Genomic DNA, 14,708 nt, shown 5'->3' on the forward strand with positions numbered 1-14,708 from the left:
GGCCCGGCATGGGCCGGGGTCTCTCGGTCGATATCCAGATTCCATTGTCGAGGAGCATGGCGCGCGCGGTATGCGTATAGGGAACGGGCGCGCATTTTGCCCCGATTTTCCGAAGCTGGCCAGCAAGGCCGCGTGTCGTCGAATTTAATGCTAAGTAAGACTGTGAATGCTATATGCGTTTCTGCCTCTGCACAGGCGGAGAGGCCCCGTTCCCAACGACAAACCGGGCATTATTCCCGTGAGCAAGATATGAGCGACATTTCAAGGCAGGTTCAGGTCGGCGCATTGAGCGGTGCGCGTGTCGTCTGCGTCGGGGATGTGATGCTCGACCGTTTCGTCTATGGGCAGGTGGAGCGGATTTCGCCCGAAGCGCCTATTCCGGTTCTCAGGGTTCGCGACGAGAGGTCGATGCCGGGCGGCGCGGGCAATGTGGTGCGTAATCTCGCGGCGCTGGATGCGACGGTCTCCTTCGTTTCGGTTGTGGGCGATGACGAGGCGGGCCGGTCCCTTTCGGAGATTTTCGACGAACTGCCCGGCGTGACGGCGGATCTTGTGGCCGATCCCGGTCGCCCGACGACGATCAAGACGCGGTATATTTCGATGGGCCAGCAAATGTTGCGCGCCGACCGGGAGACCGTGGAAGCAATCGCCGACGAGACCGCCGATGTCGTCGCCGCCGCCGTTGCCCAGCATCTTCCGAAGGCGGACATTCTGGTTCTTTCCGACTATGGCAAGGGCGTCTTCACGCCTTATGTCTGCGAGGTGGTGATCAAGGCTGCGAGGGAAGCGGGCGTGCCGGTGCTGGTCGATCCCAAGGGGCGCGATTATGGGCGCTATCGCGGTGCCGATGTGATCACGCCGAACCGGCAGGAACTAGCCGAAGCGAGCGGTATGCCGGTGGATAGCGATGCGGCGGTTATTGCTGCGGCGCGCGCTGTCATGGATGAAGCCGGCATTGGTGCGGTCGTTGCGACGCGCAGCGAGGACGGCATGTCCGTGGTGAGCGGTAAGGGCGATGCGATCCATTTCCCCGCCGAGGCGAGAGAGGTTTTCGATGTGTCCGGCGCGGGCGACACAGTGGTCGCCACGCTGGCGGCTGCGCGGGCGGGCGGGCTTTCGCTGCCGCAGGCGGCGCTTCTTGCCAATGCCGCGGCAGGGATCGTCGTCGGCAAGGTGGGAACGGCGGTCGTCTATCGCGAAGAGCTTGAGGCGAAGCTTCGCGACGAGGAGCTGTCGAGCATCGAGGAACAGGTGGTCGGCCTGCCCACGGCCTGCGATCTGGTGGCTGGCTGGCAGGCGGCCGATCTGCAGGTCGGGTTTACCAATGGCTGTTTCGATCTGCTGCATCCGGGCCATGTCACGCTGCTGGAAAAATCGCGCGCGCTTTGCGACCGGCTTGTCGTCGGCCTGAACAGCGATGCCTCGGTGAAGAGGCTCAAGGGGCCGGAGCGGCCCGTGCAGCCCGATATTGCGCGGGCAACCGTGCTGGCGGCGCTGGGCTCCGTCGATCTCGTAGTGATCTTCGAGGAAGACACGCCCGCTGAACTGATCGAAGCCTTGCGTCCCGACGTGCTGATCAAGGGCGGGGACTATACCGTCGAGACGATTGTCGGCGCGGAGTTCGTGAAGGCGCAGGGCGGCCGTGTCGAGATCGTCGATCTGGTGCCTGGCTTTTCGACGACACAGACCATCGAAAAACTCGGAAAGTAGGCCAGCGCCTATTCCTCGACCAGTCCCAGCTTCTGCTCGATGGCCGCGCACAGCATGTGGCCGAGCGTGATGTGCATCTCCTGGATGCGGGCCGTGGTGCGCGAGGGAACTTCCAGAATGTGATCGGTGAAGTCCTTCATGGGACCGCCATCGGCGCCGGAAAGGCCGATGGTGACCATGCCTTGCGTCTTCGCCCTGTCGAGCGCGCGCAGCACATTGGGGCTCTTGCCCGAGGTCGAGATGCCGATGGCGACATCGCCCGGTCGACCCAGAGCCTCGATCTGGCGGGCAAAGACCTCTTCATAACCCATGTCGTTGGCCGTGGCGGTCAGCACCGAGCTGTCGGTGGTGATGGCGATGGCGGCGATGGCCGGACGGTCCTTGATGTAGCGCACGGAAAGCTCGGTCGCGAGATGCTGGGCATCCGAGGCGCTGCCGCCATTACCGAAGAACATGATCTTGCCGCCCCCTGAGATCGCCTCCACGCAGGAAGCGGCCGCGTGGGCGAATTCCTCTTCCAGCGCGTCCATCTCCTCCATCACGCGGCGGTGCTCGGCAAGGTTATTCCGGAAGATCGTTGAGAAGAGCATTCGCTGGGTCTCTCGATGGTTTGTGCCTCGGGCCCTCAATCTATCCAATGCGGAGGCAAGAGGCGAGGCCAAGGGAGGCGCTCCGGCCATCGAGGGGTGCGGCGGAACCAAAATGAACCCGACTCCCATATGCGAGCGCGGTCGGCCTGCTACTGATTCCAGATTGGATCGCGAGCCGGGAGGGACGACCTTGAGTATTGCCGACAACAAATCATCCCCTGAAAAACTGCCGCCGGAGAAACTGTCGTCCGAAAAAGCATCATCCGAGAAATCCCCGTCCGATGCGAGACGTGCGGCCGGCGCCGAGCACCGGTCTGCGAATGTCCACGTCCTGCGGGCCGGCAATGAAGACATTGTGGTCGGCGACAACAGTTCGCTGGAAGGGTCTTTCGATACGAACGGTTCCATGTTCGTGGACGGGCTCGTCCGGCGGGCCGAATTGCGCGCCAATCTCCTCTCGATCAGTGCCTCCGGGCGCGTCGAGGGCGAGGCCTTCGTTCAGCGGGCGGAGATCGCCGGCGAGTTCGAAGGAACGCTGACCTGCGCGGGCGAGGTCATCATGCGGTCCACCGGCCGTGTCAGCGGTCATATCACCTGCGGGCAGCTGGTCACCCATCGCGGGGCCGGCGTCGATGCGCATATCAACGTCACGGGCGTCGAGGCGCTTGGCGAGGCGCAGCCAGGCTCGTCGCCGGGGTCCTCGCGCAAGGCCGGCGGGCGGCGTTTCAGGCCCTCGTTGCGCTGGCATATGCGCCAGATGGCGCCGATCATGTTTGGTGTCATCATCGCGCTGGGCTCCATCGGCCTTCTCTCCCTGATGCCCTAACCCCGCCCGATGCTCGATTGCGCCTGATTTCGGGACCGGACCCCGATATCCTCCAGGCGCTTGAGCTGGCGGGAAACCCAGTCTTGTCTTGCACTTTCAACGCATGGGCCAACTATATGCGCACGGACCGGATACCGGTCCTTGTCTGATCGGTTCTTGCGGTGAGAGGAATGCGGCTGAAGCTGGCCCTTCGGGATGTCTATTCCGGTTATGTCGATAGCCTGGTGCCGACCGTCATAAGGGCGGTCTGTGGCGGTTCGGTCGATATCGTGCCGGAGGATCGGGCCGAGCTGGTGATTGTCGGCCCCTTCAGGAAGAAACGCGGCTTTTTCGAAAAACTGAAGAAATCCGACAGGAACAGGAACGCGACCTACCTGTTTCATACCGGTGAAAATGTCCGGCGACACGCCGTTCCGGCGGATTTTTCGATCTCGTTCGATCTTGGCGTCGATGACGATACCCACCTTCGCTGGCCTCTCTGGACGGACAGTCTGGTGTGGCGGGAAAGGGGCATCGTCTATGAGCCCGAGAATGGCCGCTTTGGCGGCGGCATCGAGATAGAGCGGCTGCTGGAACCGTTGGGTCCGCGACCGCTTGAGCGGGAGTTTCGGGCCGCCATCTTCAGCTGGCATTTGAACGAGCCCCGCGGCTCGCTCATCGAAGCGCTGTCTAGCGTGATGGAGGTCGACGGTTTCGGCCGGGCCTTCGACAAAAGTATCGCCTCCCACGACAGCAGCGGCTTCTACAAATACGATGTGCTTCAGCGTTACATGTTCAATCTGTGTCCGGAAAACAGTCTTTATCCGGGCTATTACACCGAGAAAATCGTCGAGGCCTATGCGGCCGGGTGCATTCCCATCGGCTGGGCGGATCCGAACCTCGACGCCGATTTCAATGCCGGTGCTTTGATCAACAGCCTCCCATTTGCCAAGGCGGGATATGCAAAGGGAATGGCGGAGGCCGTCGCTCCCGAGAAGCTGAGGCGGCTCGTCGAGGTGCCGCTGCTGGACCAGGCGCCAAGCCTAGAGCCGCTCGTGCGTTTCATCGGGAAAGTCGTTCGCGCGAGCCGATGACAGCGATGCGCGGATGGCGGAAATCCGCGCGATCCCGCCGGATCATGCATTCATAGCCCAAATGGATCATGCGGGCAGAACAGCGATTTCACTAGGTTGGCCCTCGTTTTCCGGACCCCCTTGGCGACTCGGGTTTCCGGATAAGTGATTGATGTGACGGGGGTGACATAGATGAATATCGGGAAAGCTTCCCTGCGCCGGGTTGGGTCCCGCTGCGGGACCGTGCCGCTCGGGCGGGGGATGGCGCGGCCTTTGATGCGGTCGGGTCTGCTGGGCGCGGGGCTGGCCATCGCGGCGGCACTTTCCGCGATCGGGGTAGCCGCTGCGGGTACGCTTGAGGATGCGCAGGCGCTGATCGACAAAGGTAATGGGCCGGCCGCCTACAGGATATTGAAGCCCGAAGAACGTGCCCGGGCGGGTGAGCCGGATTTCGACTATGCGCTGGGCCTTGCCGCCATGGATAGCGGCAAGCCGGCGGAGGCTGCCGCCGCTTTCGAGAGGGTTCTGGCTGTCGATCCGGATCATCTGCAGGCGAGGGCGGAGCTGGGACGTGCCTATATCGCGCTCAACGAGCCGGAGGCGGCACGTCGCGAACTTGCCACGGTCAAGGCGCAGGAAACAGTGCCCCCGGGCGTCAAGGAGGCGATCGCGCGTTATGTCGATGCGCTGGATACCGGACTTTCCGGCGGCGGAACGACACTCAAGAGGCATCTGGAGCTTAGTGCGGGCTACGATTCCAACGTCAATAATTCGACCGCAGACAACCGCATCCTGATCCCTGCTTTTGCCGGGCTCGGCTATGCGACGCTTTCTTCGAGTGCCACAGGGCAGGAGGATGCGTTTGCGCAGGTGGCGGGCCGGATGTCGCTGACGCACGGCCTCTCCATCGGCCGGTCGCTCTTTGCCGATGTGAACGCCTCCTATCGGGGGAATGCGGAATACGATCAGTTCAACCAGGCAATTGCCGGGTTCAATGTCGGCGCGGCGCAGCGCACGCCGGATTGGGGCTCCTTCTCGCTTTCCATGCAGGGGCAATCCTACTGGATCGACGGCCAGCCCTATCGCTATACGGTGGGCGGGCTCGGTCAGTGGAACTATCGCAGCGAGGGTCAGACCGACTATGGCGTCTATCTGCAATATGCCCATCTGAGCTATCCCTCCAATCAGGGCCAGAACGCCAACCGATACACGGCGGGCGCGACCATCGGGCAGAGCTTTGCCGGTTCGCGTGAGCCATACGCCTATGCCGGCATATATGGCGGCTATGAGAAGGTGACGCATAGCGGTTTCGACCATTTGTCGAACCGGTTTCTCGGTGGACGGCTGGGCGGTGAGATCACGCTTGTGTCGCAGCTGCGCGGGTATGCGAGCGCCTCGATCGAGGTTGCCGATTACAAGGACCCGGACCCGCTTTTCCTGACCGAGCGGCATACGGTGCGCAGCGATGCCTCGATCGGCCTGCGCTATGCGCTGAACGATGCCGTCACGCTGGGCGCAAACGTCTCCTACACCAATTCGGACAGCAACATCGTGCTCTACGAGTATGACCGCGTCGTCGCCGGTCTCTCGCTGGGCGTGGATTTTTGAAGCGAGGATATTCGACATGACCAGGCATTTTCGTAACGCTCTGCTGGCTTCGGCTCTTCTCGTTCCGATGGCAGGTATCTCCGGCGCACAGGCGCTCCCGGTTCTGTTCGGCAGCGATGCTGCGAATATCGAACCGGGCGAGACAGTGACGGTGGAAGGTTCCGTCCTGCAACTGGAGGCGCCCGACGGATCGATCATTTCCGTCGCCGAAGGGTCGACCTTCACTATTACGGGCGAGGGAGATTCGCTGTCCTTCAATCTTGTCTCCGGCTCCATGCGGGTTGCCTCGCAAGGCATGCCGATTTCCGTGACGCGCGGCGGTGTGACCGTGTCGTCCACGGGCGGCGCCTTTTCCGCCTTTGCTTCCGACAGCGGCGGGCTCGACGGTCGCGTCAACGAAGGGACGGCCAGCGTCTCCAATGGTGGCGAGACACGGGAATTCGCGCGGGGGGGCGGTTATGAAGCCAGCGACACGGATGTCGCGGGCACCTTCACGCCACCCGTTCCGACGACGACGCAGGTCGCCTCTAACACTTCTGGCGACACCGATTACTCGCCGGCGGACGAGCAGGGAGGCAGCGGCGGGTCGTCCGTTGCGCAAGAAGCCTCCGGTGGCTCGGGCGGTTATGGCGGCACGCCGCCCGTGACCGGTGTCGTCAATCCGGTAACGGGTACGGAGGATACCGGCTATTCCATCGCCTATGCGGGGGACGCCATCGGCATCGACACGCGCACCGATGTAACCGTGACGGTCGGCAGTGGCGGCGAACTCAACCGCTACAAGGTCGGGACCGGCACGGATGAGGATCTGGAGCGCAATTCAAATGACTCGCTTGAGCGCGGCAATGCCGGCAATGCGATCTTCATCGAACGTTGGGCGGGCGGTGAGACGCATGGCAATTACTACAACGCCTATAACGGCACGACCTATTCCAGTTTGCCACGGACGAGCCATCAGGGGCTCCATCTGGCCTATGGCCAGCCGGCGACCAATTTGCCGACGCAGGGAGTTGCGCTCTATTCGCTGGCCGCGGCGACATCGCCGACTATCGATGACGGGAGCTTTGCGCCGGGCACGTTCACCGGCACGCTGGGTATCGCCTTCGGTCCGGCCTTCAAGGTGGGGGTGGATTTCGCAGTCGATATGCCCGGTGATCACACCTATGCGATCCAGACGAGTGGCGGATCGGCCACGCCGAGTGGCGCGGTGAACTATTCCGACCTTGCCAATGGCGTTTTCGTGCTCGAATCCGTCAACATGGCGCAGGGTGGTGCCGCCTGTCCGAGCGCGAACTGCAAGGCATTCGTCGACGGTATTCTGGGCGGCACGACCGGCGACTATGTCGGGATCGCCTACAACATCTACGATTCCTCGGTAACGACCGATAGCACCTTCCGCGGCAAGCACATTTCCGGCACGGCGGCCTTTTCGCAATCCTCCTATGATGCAGGTGCAAGCGGCGGTGGTGGCAGCGGCGGCGTGACGCCGCCGGAAGCAAGCGGTTCGCTTGACGCGCCCTTGATCCGGCAAAATCGGCAGAGCCTCACCCCCTTCATCGTTTTCTATGCGCAGGACACGCATATGGAGCGTCCAGGCGCCTATCAGAATTACGTCTTTGGTTCCGATGGCGCATTTGCCGGGTTTGCGACGGCCGGGGCGAACAATGACGTGTATGACAGGAACGATGCGGTGACTGCCGATCTTGCCGGCAATGCCTATTTCCAGATCGGCCGATGGAATGGCGGCGACATCGAGCAGACCGGTGCGACCACCGCGACGCATACGGTTTCCGGCGGCGACGGCCTCGTCTATCTCCTGCGCAGCGGTTACGACAGCAATCTCATCCCCATTTCAGGTACGGCACACTATGCATTGAAGGCTGCGACGCGGCCGATCTACAAGACGGGTATCGGGTATGACGGCAGTTTCGCAGGCGAGATGTCGGTCGCGTTCGCGCCCTCGACGGCCAAGGTAGGGCTCGATGCCGTCGTCACCATGCAGGAGCCGGGGGGCGACGCGGTCTACAACTTCTCTACCGCAGGTGGGGCGGCCGATCCGTCAACCGGGGGACTGGACCTCTATCTCTCGAATGGCAGCTTCAGCACCTACGACAACATGACCTCGAACGGTATTGCCTGTGGCGGGAGCTGTTCCTACCAGATCATCGGCTATGTGAACGGCTCGGGCGGTAGCGATGCGGGGCTCGCCTATGCTATCGGGAGCGGATCGGAAAGCCTTACCGGCTCAGTCCTCTTTCAGCGCGACGATAATCCCGCCCTGCTGAACCAGATCGCCTATATGAGCGGATTGGTTGTTAGCCCGGGCACGTCGATCGTGACGAACGGTATCGGCAGCTACGCCTATTCGTCCAACGGGCTTGTTACCTTCAACACAAATGGCGAGGTCGCTGGCCTGGAGTCTCCAGGGGACGCGAATGTCGTGATCAATAACGGCGCGGCCAGCATTGTCGATGCGGGCAATGACGGCCCGGTTTCCTGGGCACGCTGGACCGGCGGAGCGTTGGGCGGCACTGCCTATTCGAATCCTGCGCCGACCATGCCCGCGGATGGCGGCATGCATATCGCGGTCGGATCGGATGCCACGAATATTCCGGTTTCAGGCACCGCGCAGTATGGCCTCGTAGGGGCAACCAGGCCGACTATCGATGATGGATCGGTCTCACCCGGCACATTCACGGGCACGCTGGGCGTTGCTTTTGGCGCAAACTCGTCGACCGCGCGGGTCGGTATCGACTTCAACGTTTCGATCGGCGGACATGATTATGCGTTCGCCTCCCAGGGCGGGAGCGCCGACCCGACCCAGTCGGACATCAATCTCTACGGGGCTATTTTTGGTAATAGTTTCGGCCATGCCGCCGAGGGGCGCTACGACATCACGCCGGGCGGACCGGCCTGCCAGGGCTCGAGTTGTCGGGCCGTCGTCTCTGGCTTCCTGTCGGGCAATGGAGCGAGCCATGCCGCGGTCAGCTATACGATTTCGGATTCAGGTTCGCCGAACAATGCAGGGGCGGTGCAGGGCACGGCGGTGTTCAGCCAGGCCGCAGCATCGCCTCCGTGAGCGTGACGAGGGTAGATAAAATGGAAATGGCCGGGCGATTGCCCGGCCATTTTCGTTTGTGGGATATCATGTGCCCTACATCACACCGGCGCGCAGGAAGTCGTGGATATGGACGAGGCCGACGGGCTTGTCGGCATCGACCACGAAGAGGCTGGTGATCTTCTTGTCATTCAGGATGTTGAGCGCTTCGGAGGCCAGCATGGAAGGCGGGATCGATTTGGGCCCAGGTGTCATGACCTCGCCCGCGGTCTTGGTCAGCAGGTTTTCGCCCATGTGACGGCGTAAATCGCCATCGGTGATGATGCCGGCCAGTGCGCCCTTTTTGTCCGTGATGCCGATACAGCCAAAGCTTTTCTCCGACATGATAATCAGGGCCTGGCTCATCGGCATGGACTGGTCGGCGAGTGGCAGCGACGCGCCTGCATGCATGATTTCGCGGACATGGCGGAGCATCGCGCCGAGCTTGCCGCCGGGATGGAAGACGCGGAAATCGCTTGCCGTGAAGCCCTGACGTTCCAGCAGGGCGATGGCCAGCGCATCGCCGAGCGCAAGCTGCATCGTGGTCGAGGTGGTGGGGGCGAGGCCGTTGGGGCAGGCCTCCTCGGCGCGTGGAAGCACCAGCGGAACGGTCGCAGCCTTGCCGAGCGCGCTCGTGTCGACCGAGGTAATCCCGATCAGCGGTATCGAAAAACGCTTGGCGAAGGTGATGATCGAGGTGAGTTCGGCGCTTTCGCCCGACCAGGAGAGCGCCAGAATGGCATCGTCCGGCGTGATCATGCCGAGATCGCCATGGGAAGCCTCTCCGGGATGAACGAACTGGGCCGGTGTGCCGGTGGAGGCAAGCGTCGCGGCAATCTTGCGGCCCACATGGCCCGATTTGCCCATGCCGGTGACGACGACGCGCCCTGCGCGGCGCTGGCCGTCGCCATCCTCGCCCCGCACAGCCGCCAGCAATTCGACCGCATCGGAAAACGGACCGTCCAGCGAGGCGGCCATCTGCTTCAGCCCGTCGATTTCCAGCTCCAGTGTCCGCCGGGCGGAGGCGAGGTGATCGTGTGACTGGCTTTCATCCGGTGAGGCGGCGCCGGCCTTGCTCTTCGACAAATCGATCTCCTGAAAGGGTTGCGTTTCTCTTCGGCCAGTTCGTCTATGGCCGCAGGGTTGCCTGTTGTTTGCCTCACCTTATAGCAGGGGACAGGCGATCAACGGAATCGTCCAGAACGGTACAGGAAACAGCCGGTTCACACGGTATCGGCCGGTTTCTTTGTTAACCCCTGTGCTCTACACTTTCGCCGAGTGATCAAGCGAGGGTTCAGTATCAGATGCAGCGTATCTCCCCACGCTGGCGGCAGGGGGCAATCACGGTCACAGTGCTGGCCCTAGTCGGCTATCTCGCGCTGTCGGTCATGGCCGATGGCGACCGTCTCATGGAGTCCGTGGCGGTGATCGGCTGGGGGCGGCTTGCCCTCGTCTTGATGCTTTCCCTTGCCAATTACGCGCTGCGCTTCTGGCGCTGGCAGCTATATCTCGGCTGGCTCGGCCATGCCGTTCCGGCATGGCGCAGCCTTCTCGTCTATCTGAGCGGCTTTGCGCTCACCGTGAGTCCCGGCAAGGCAGGCGAGGCGGTACGGTGCCTCTATCTGCGCCGCGACGACGTTCCCTATTCCACAGGGTTGGCGATGATGTTCGTGGAGCGGCTGCTCGATCTTATCGCCATTCTGGTTCTCGCCTCCTTCATCCTGCTGGCGCGTCAGGACCTCGCCTGGGCGGTTGGTTTCTTTGCCCTTTGCGTCGCGTTGGGGCTTGCCGTGTTGCATCATCGTCGGACACCGGATCTGCTTGTCGCGCTGGGCTCGCGTTTGGGAGCGCGTGCCGCCAATGCTGGGGCCTGGCTGTCCACGACGCTCATGCACGCCCGCGCGCTGCTGCGCTGGGGACGTCTTGTGCCTGCGCTGGCGATCGCGATCGTCTCTTGGGGCGCGGAGGGTGTCGGTGTCTGGTTGCTTGCCAGCGCTTTTCCTGCCAGCCCCGATCTTGTCTTTTCCATCGGCGTCTACGGACTGGCGATCCTGGCCGGCGCGGCGGCGGTGTTCCTGCCTGCCGGGCTCGGCGGCACCGAAGCTGCCATGACTGGTCTTTTGCTGGCCGCCGGGCTCTCCCTGCCGGAAGCGGTGGCGGTCACTTTGATCTGTCGGCTTGCAACGTTGTGGTTTGCCGTTGGCTTGGGCGCGGTCGCGCTTCTCTGGCTCGAATATCGCGGAGACGACGGTGAGGATTTGGGCAAAGATCGCTCTGCCGAACTGCATCCGGGGGAGGCATCCCAATGAATGAAACACCCCAGTTCGCTGCGGAATCTGTTCTCTGCGTCGATCTCGACGGCACGTTGTCGCGTACCGACACGCTGATCGAAACCCTGCTGATGCTGCTGAAACAAAAGCCGCTGGCGGTGTTGCTGTTGCCGTTCTGGCTGATGCGCGGTCGGGCGGCCTTCAAAGCGGCCGTCGCACAAGCGGTTCGTTTCGATCCGGAGAGCCTTGCCTATAATGAGGAACTGGTCGACTGGCTGCGCACTGAAAAGGCGGCGGGGCGGCGTATCGTGCTGGCAACCGCGGCAGATGAGCGGATCGCCCGGCCCATCGCGGCGCATCTGGGTATCTTCGACGATGTGATCGCCAGCGACGGCTCGGCCAATCGCAAGGGCAGGGCCAAGGCGGAGGCGCTGCGCAATGCCTATGGCAGTTTCGTCTATGTTGCGAATGCCGATGTGGATGTGCCCGTCTGGGAAGCGGCCGACGGGGCCGTGCTTGTCGCGGGCTCGCCGCGTATAGCACGGCGTCTTTCCGGCCGAGTGTCGTTCGCGCGTGTCTTCGGTCCGTCTTCGGAGCGTCCGGCCTGGCGTTTGTGGCTGCGGCAGTTGCGGGTGCATCAATGGGCGAAGAACGCGCTCATTTTCGTGCCGCTGGTACTCGCGCATCAGATCACGAATCCGGAAAAGCTTTCCATCGCCGCAATGGCGTTCCTTGCCTTCAGCCTTTGTGCCTCAAGCGTCTATGTGCTGAACGACCTTCTGGATCTGGGGTCGGACCGCAGGCATGTCACCAAGAAGAACAGGCCCTTCGCAGCCGGCGTTCTGCCGCTGGCGGCAGGGTTCACGATGATCCCGCTTCTGCTCGTGCCGGCCTTCGCGATTTCGCTCGCTATCGATATCGGTTTTGCAGGTGTGCTTGTGGGCTATTACGGACTGACGCTGGCTTATTCGCTCGAACTCAAGCGACAGGCGGTGGTCGATGTCTTCACGCTGGCGGGTCTCTATACGATCCGGCTTTTCGCAGGTGGCGTGGTTGCCGGTGTGTATCTCTCCCCATGGCTGCTGGCGTTTTCGATCTTCCTTTTTCTGAGCCTCGCCATCGTAAAGCGTGTAGGCGAATTGCAGGGGCTTCCCCGCGACAGCGCGGGTGCGCTGCATGGCCGGGGTTATGGGCGGGACGATCTCCCGATACTGACCGCGTTGGGCGTTGCCTCGGGCTATGCGAGCGTGGTGATCTTTTCGCTCTATATCAATGCGCCCGACAGCCGGGCGCTTTATCCCCATCATGAGTTTCTATGGCTTTTCGTGCCTCTTATTCTCTTCTGGATCAGCAGGGTCTGGCTCAAGACCTGGCGCGGCGAGATGCATGACGACCCCATCGTTTTTGCGCTGAAGGACAGGGTGAGCCAGTTGACGGCTTTGGTCGCCGCTGGCGTTCTTCTGGGATCGGCACTTTAAAATGTCCAACGACTTCCAAAGCTGGGGGCGCTTTCCGGCAGCCCCCCACCAGAAAGCGGTCGCATGGCGCGACCGCCGCCACATGCCCATGCTTGGCGACGGTCCGGTTCTCGCGCGCGGCAATGGGCGTTCCTATGGTGATGTCTGCCTGAACGATGGGGGCACGCTTCTCACCACGCGCGCTCTCGACAAGTTCATCCTGTTCGATGCAGAAGCGGGCGAGCTGGTGTGCGAGCCGGGTGTGCTCCTCTCAGACATTCTCGACCTTATCGTGCCGAAGGGCTGGTTTCTGCCGGTCGTGCCGGGAACCCGGCTTGTGACGGTCGGTGGCGCAATTGCAAATGATGTTCATGGCAAGAACCATCACCGTTTTGGTACCTTCGGCACCAATGTTCTCGACTTCCGCCTGCTGCGGTCCGATGGGACGGCGCTTAGCTGCTCACGGGACGAGAACGCCGAGCTTTTCACCGCGACGATTGGCGGGCTGGGGCTGACCGGGCTCATTGCCGAGGTCCGGCTGAAGCTCCGCCCCATCGCCTCGAGCTATCTGGAAGGCGAGCAATTCCGTTTCGATACGCTGGACGAGTTCTTTGCCCTGTCGGAGGGATCGGAAGCGTCTCACGAATATACGGCCGCCTGGATCGACTGCCTGGCGGAAGGCGACAGGCTGGGGCGGGGACATTTCATGCGCGCCAATCATGCGGCGGATGGGGGGCTCGATCCGGCCACCCGGTCCCTGCCTCTTGCCGTGCCGCTGACGCCGCCCTTGTCGCTTGTGACCCGGGTGAGCCTGCGCGTCTTCAACACGCTCTATTACGAGCGCCAGCGGGTGCATGAGGTGTCGCGGCGCTGGCATTTCGACCCTTATCTCTTTCCGCTCGACAGCATTGCGAACTGGAACCGGCTCTACGGACCCAAAGGGTTCCTGCAATATCAATGTGTGGTGCCGGACAATGAGGCGCGGGCGGCTTCCGCGGAACTGCTCAAGGAAATCAGCCGATCGGGCCAGGGCTCGCCGCTGGTCGTCTTCAAGACTTTCGGCGATGTCGCGTCGCCCGGCCTGCTGTCCTTCCCCATGAAGGGCGCGACGCTGGCGCTCGACTTTCCCATTCTCGGCAAGCGCACATTTGAGCTGCTTGATCGGCTGGACGGAATCGTCGCGGAAGCCGGCGGGCGGCTATATCCGGCCAAGGATGCGCGGATGAGTGTGGAGATGTTCGAAAAGGGCTTTCCGGCGCTGGACCGTTTTATGAAACAGATCGATCCGGCATTCGAGTCCGGCTTCCAACGCCGTGTGATGGGGAGGGCGTGATGACGCGCATTGTGATTTTCGGTGCCACATCGGCGATCGCGCAGGCCGCCGCCCGGCAATGGGCGGCCGCTGGCGGTGCCTGCTTTGTGCTGGTGGGACGTAATGAGACCGCGTTGGGCGATATCGCCGCCGATCTGACCGCACGCGGAGCGGAGGATGTGATCGCGAAGCCTGCCGATTTGGCGGTGCTGGACGGGCTCAGCCGTCTCTGTGCGGAGGCGGAAGAGGCGCTTGGCGGGATCGATATCGCGCTCATCGCCCATGGCGTCCTGCCCGACCAAGTCGAGGTGACCGCCTCGGCAGACAATCTTCTGGAAAACCTCGGTGTCAATGCGTTGAGTCCGGCCGCGCTGATGGTCGAATTTGGGCGGCTCATGAAGGATCGCGGGCATGGCAGTCTTGTTGTCATATCCTCGGTGGCCGGTGACCGGGGACGACCGAGCAACTGGGCCTATGGAGGCGCGAAGGCCATGCTCTCCGTCATGGGCGAGGGCATGGGCCTGGAGCTCGACAGCGCCGGGGTTAATGTCGTGGTCGTGAAGCCCGGCTTCGTCGATACGCCGATGACGGCGGATTTCCCGAAGGGGCCTTTATGGGCCTCGGCCGATCAGGTGGCCGGGGCCATCGTGCGGGCGGTCGGGAAAAGACGAAATGGTGTGATATATGCGCCGGCATGGTGGCGATTTGTCATGCTGATCGTCCGTTTCGCACCTGCCTTTATCGTGCGCCGACTGTGATGACGTGGTTTCATTGTGCCGGGCGAAC

At 62.5% G+C, this 14,708-nt stretch carries 11 protein-coding genes; 9 read left to right on the forward strand and 2 right to left on the reverse strand.

What is annotated here, in order from left to right:
* The first annotated feature begins 249 nt into the window (after positions 1–249).
* Positions 250–1,710 (forward strand): D-glycero-beta-D-manno-heptose-7-phosphate kinase, encoded by a 1,461-nt coding sequence (gene rfaE1, locus CMI59_RS15900; protein ID WP_293329210.1) that lies wholly within the window; start codon positions 250–252, stop codon positions 1,708–1,710.
* A gap of 8 nt (positions 1,711–1,718) precedes the next feature.
* On the opposite strand, the gene CMI59_RS15905 is transcribed toward rfaE1, so the two are convergent.
* Complete coding sequence (locus tag CMI59_RS15905) at positions 1,719–2,300, reverse strand: D-sedoheptulose 7-phosphate isomerase (RefSeq protein ID WP_293329211.1); 582 nt, start codon at positions 2,298–2,300, stop codon at positions 1,719–1,721.
* A gap of 190 nt (positions 2,301–2,490) precedes the next feature.
* Here CMI59_RS15905 and CMI59_RS15910 point away from each other — a divergent pair, with 190 nt between their 5' ends.
* The 4 genes from CMI59_RS15910 (at position 2,491) to CMI59_RS15925 (ending at position 8,865) form a co-directional block, all read left to right on the forward strand.
* Complete coding sequence (locus CMI59_RS15910; RefSeq protein WP_293329212.1) at positions 2,491–3,126, forward strand: polymer-forming cytoskeletal protein; 636 nt, start codon at positions 2,491–2,493, stop codon at positions 3,124–3,126.
* Between the two features lie 170 nt (positions 3,127–3,296).
* The gene (locus tag CMI59_RS15915) at positions 3,297–4,199 is read left to right on the forward strand and encodes a glycosyltransferase family 10 (RefSeq protein WP_293329213.1); all 903 of its coding nucleotides are present in this window, start codon (positions 3,297–3,299) and stop codon (positions 4,197–4,199) included.
* 255 nt (positions 4,200–4,454) lie between these two features.
* A complete protein-coding gene (locus CMI59_RS15920; protein WP_293329214.1) occupies positions 4,455–5,786 on the forward strand; it encodes a tetratricopeptide repeat protein in 1,332 nt (443 codons plus the stop codon).
* Between the two features lie 16 nt (positions 5,787–5,802).
* Positions 5,803–8,865 carry a hypothetical protein gene (locus CMI59_RS15925; protein WP_293329215.1) on the forward strand — a complete coding sequence of 1,021 codons (3,063 nt, stop codon included), beginning with the start codon at positions 5,803–5,805 and terminating at the stop codon, positions 8,863–8,865.
* A 75-nt stretch (positions 8,866–8,940) separates the two neighbouring features.
* Here the strand turns inward: CMI59_RS15925 and CMI59_RS15930 are convergent, their stop codons facing one another.
* The gene (locus CMI59_RS15930) at positions 8,941–9,969 is read right to left on the reverse strand and encodes a KpsF/GutQ family sugar-phosphate isomerase (protein WP_293329216.1); all 1,029 of its coding nucleotides are present in this window, start codon (positions 9,967–9,969) and stop codon (positions 8,941–8,943) included.
* Positions 9,970–10,187: 218 nt separating this feature from the next.
* Here CMI59_RS15930 and CMI59_RS15935 point away from each other — a divergent pair, with 218 nt between their 5' ends.
* Genes CMI59_RS15935 through CMI59_RS15950 form a run of 4 tightly spaced genes read left to right on the forward strand, consistent with a single transcriptional unit; the run spans position 10,188 to position 14,680 of the window.
* Positions 10,188–11,192, forward strand: a complete 1,005-nt coding sequence (locus tag CMI59_RS15935) for a lysylphosphatidylglycerol synthase transmembrane domain-containing protein (RefSeq protein ID WP_293329217.1) — start codon at positions 10,188–10,190, stop codon at positions 11,190–11,192.
* Positions 11,189–12,631, forward strand: coding sequence for a UbiA family prenyltransferase (locus CMI59_RS15940; RefSeq protein WP_293329218.1), 1,443 nt, complete (start codon positions 11,189–11,191; stop codon positions 12,629–12,631). The genes CMI59_RS15935 and CMI59_RS15940 overlap by 4 nt, the downstream gene beginning before the upstream one ends.
* A 1-nt stretch (position 12,632) precedes the next feature.
* Positions 12,633–13,943 (forward strand): FAD-binding oxidoreductase, encoded by a 1,311-nt coding sequence (locus CMI59_RS15945; protein WP_293329219.1) that lies wholly within the window; start codon positions 12,633–12,635, stop codon positions 13,941–13,943.
* Complete coding sequence (locus CMI59_RS15950) at positions 13,943–14,680, forward strand: SDR family NAD(P)-dependent oxidoreductase (RefSeq protein WP_293329220.1); 738 nt, start codon at positions 13,943–13,945, stop codon at positions 14,678–14,680. The genes CMI59_RS15945 and CMI59_RS15950 overlap by 1 nt, the downstream gene beginning before the upstream one ends.
* The last annotated feature ends 28 nt before the right edge of the window (positions 14,681–14,708 follow it).

The organism is Parvibaculum sp. (assembly GCF_002684405.1).
Taxonomy (GTDB): domain Bacteria; phylum Pseudomonadota; class Alphaproteobacteria; order Parvibaculales; family Parvibaculaceae; genus Parvibaculum.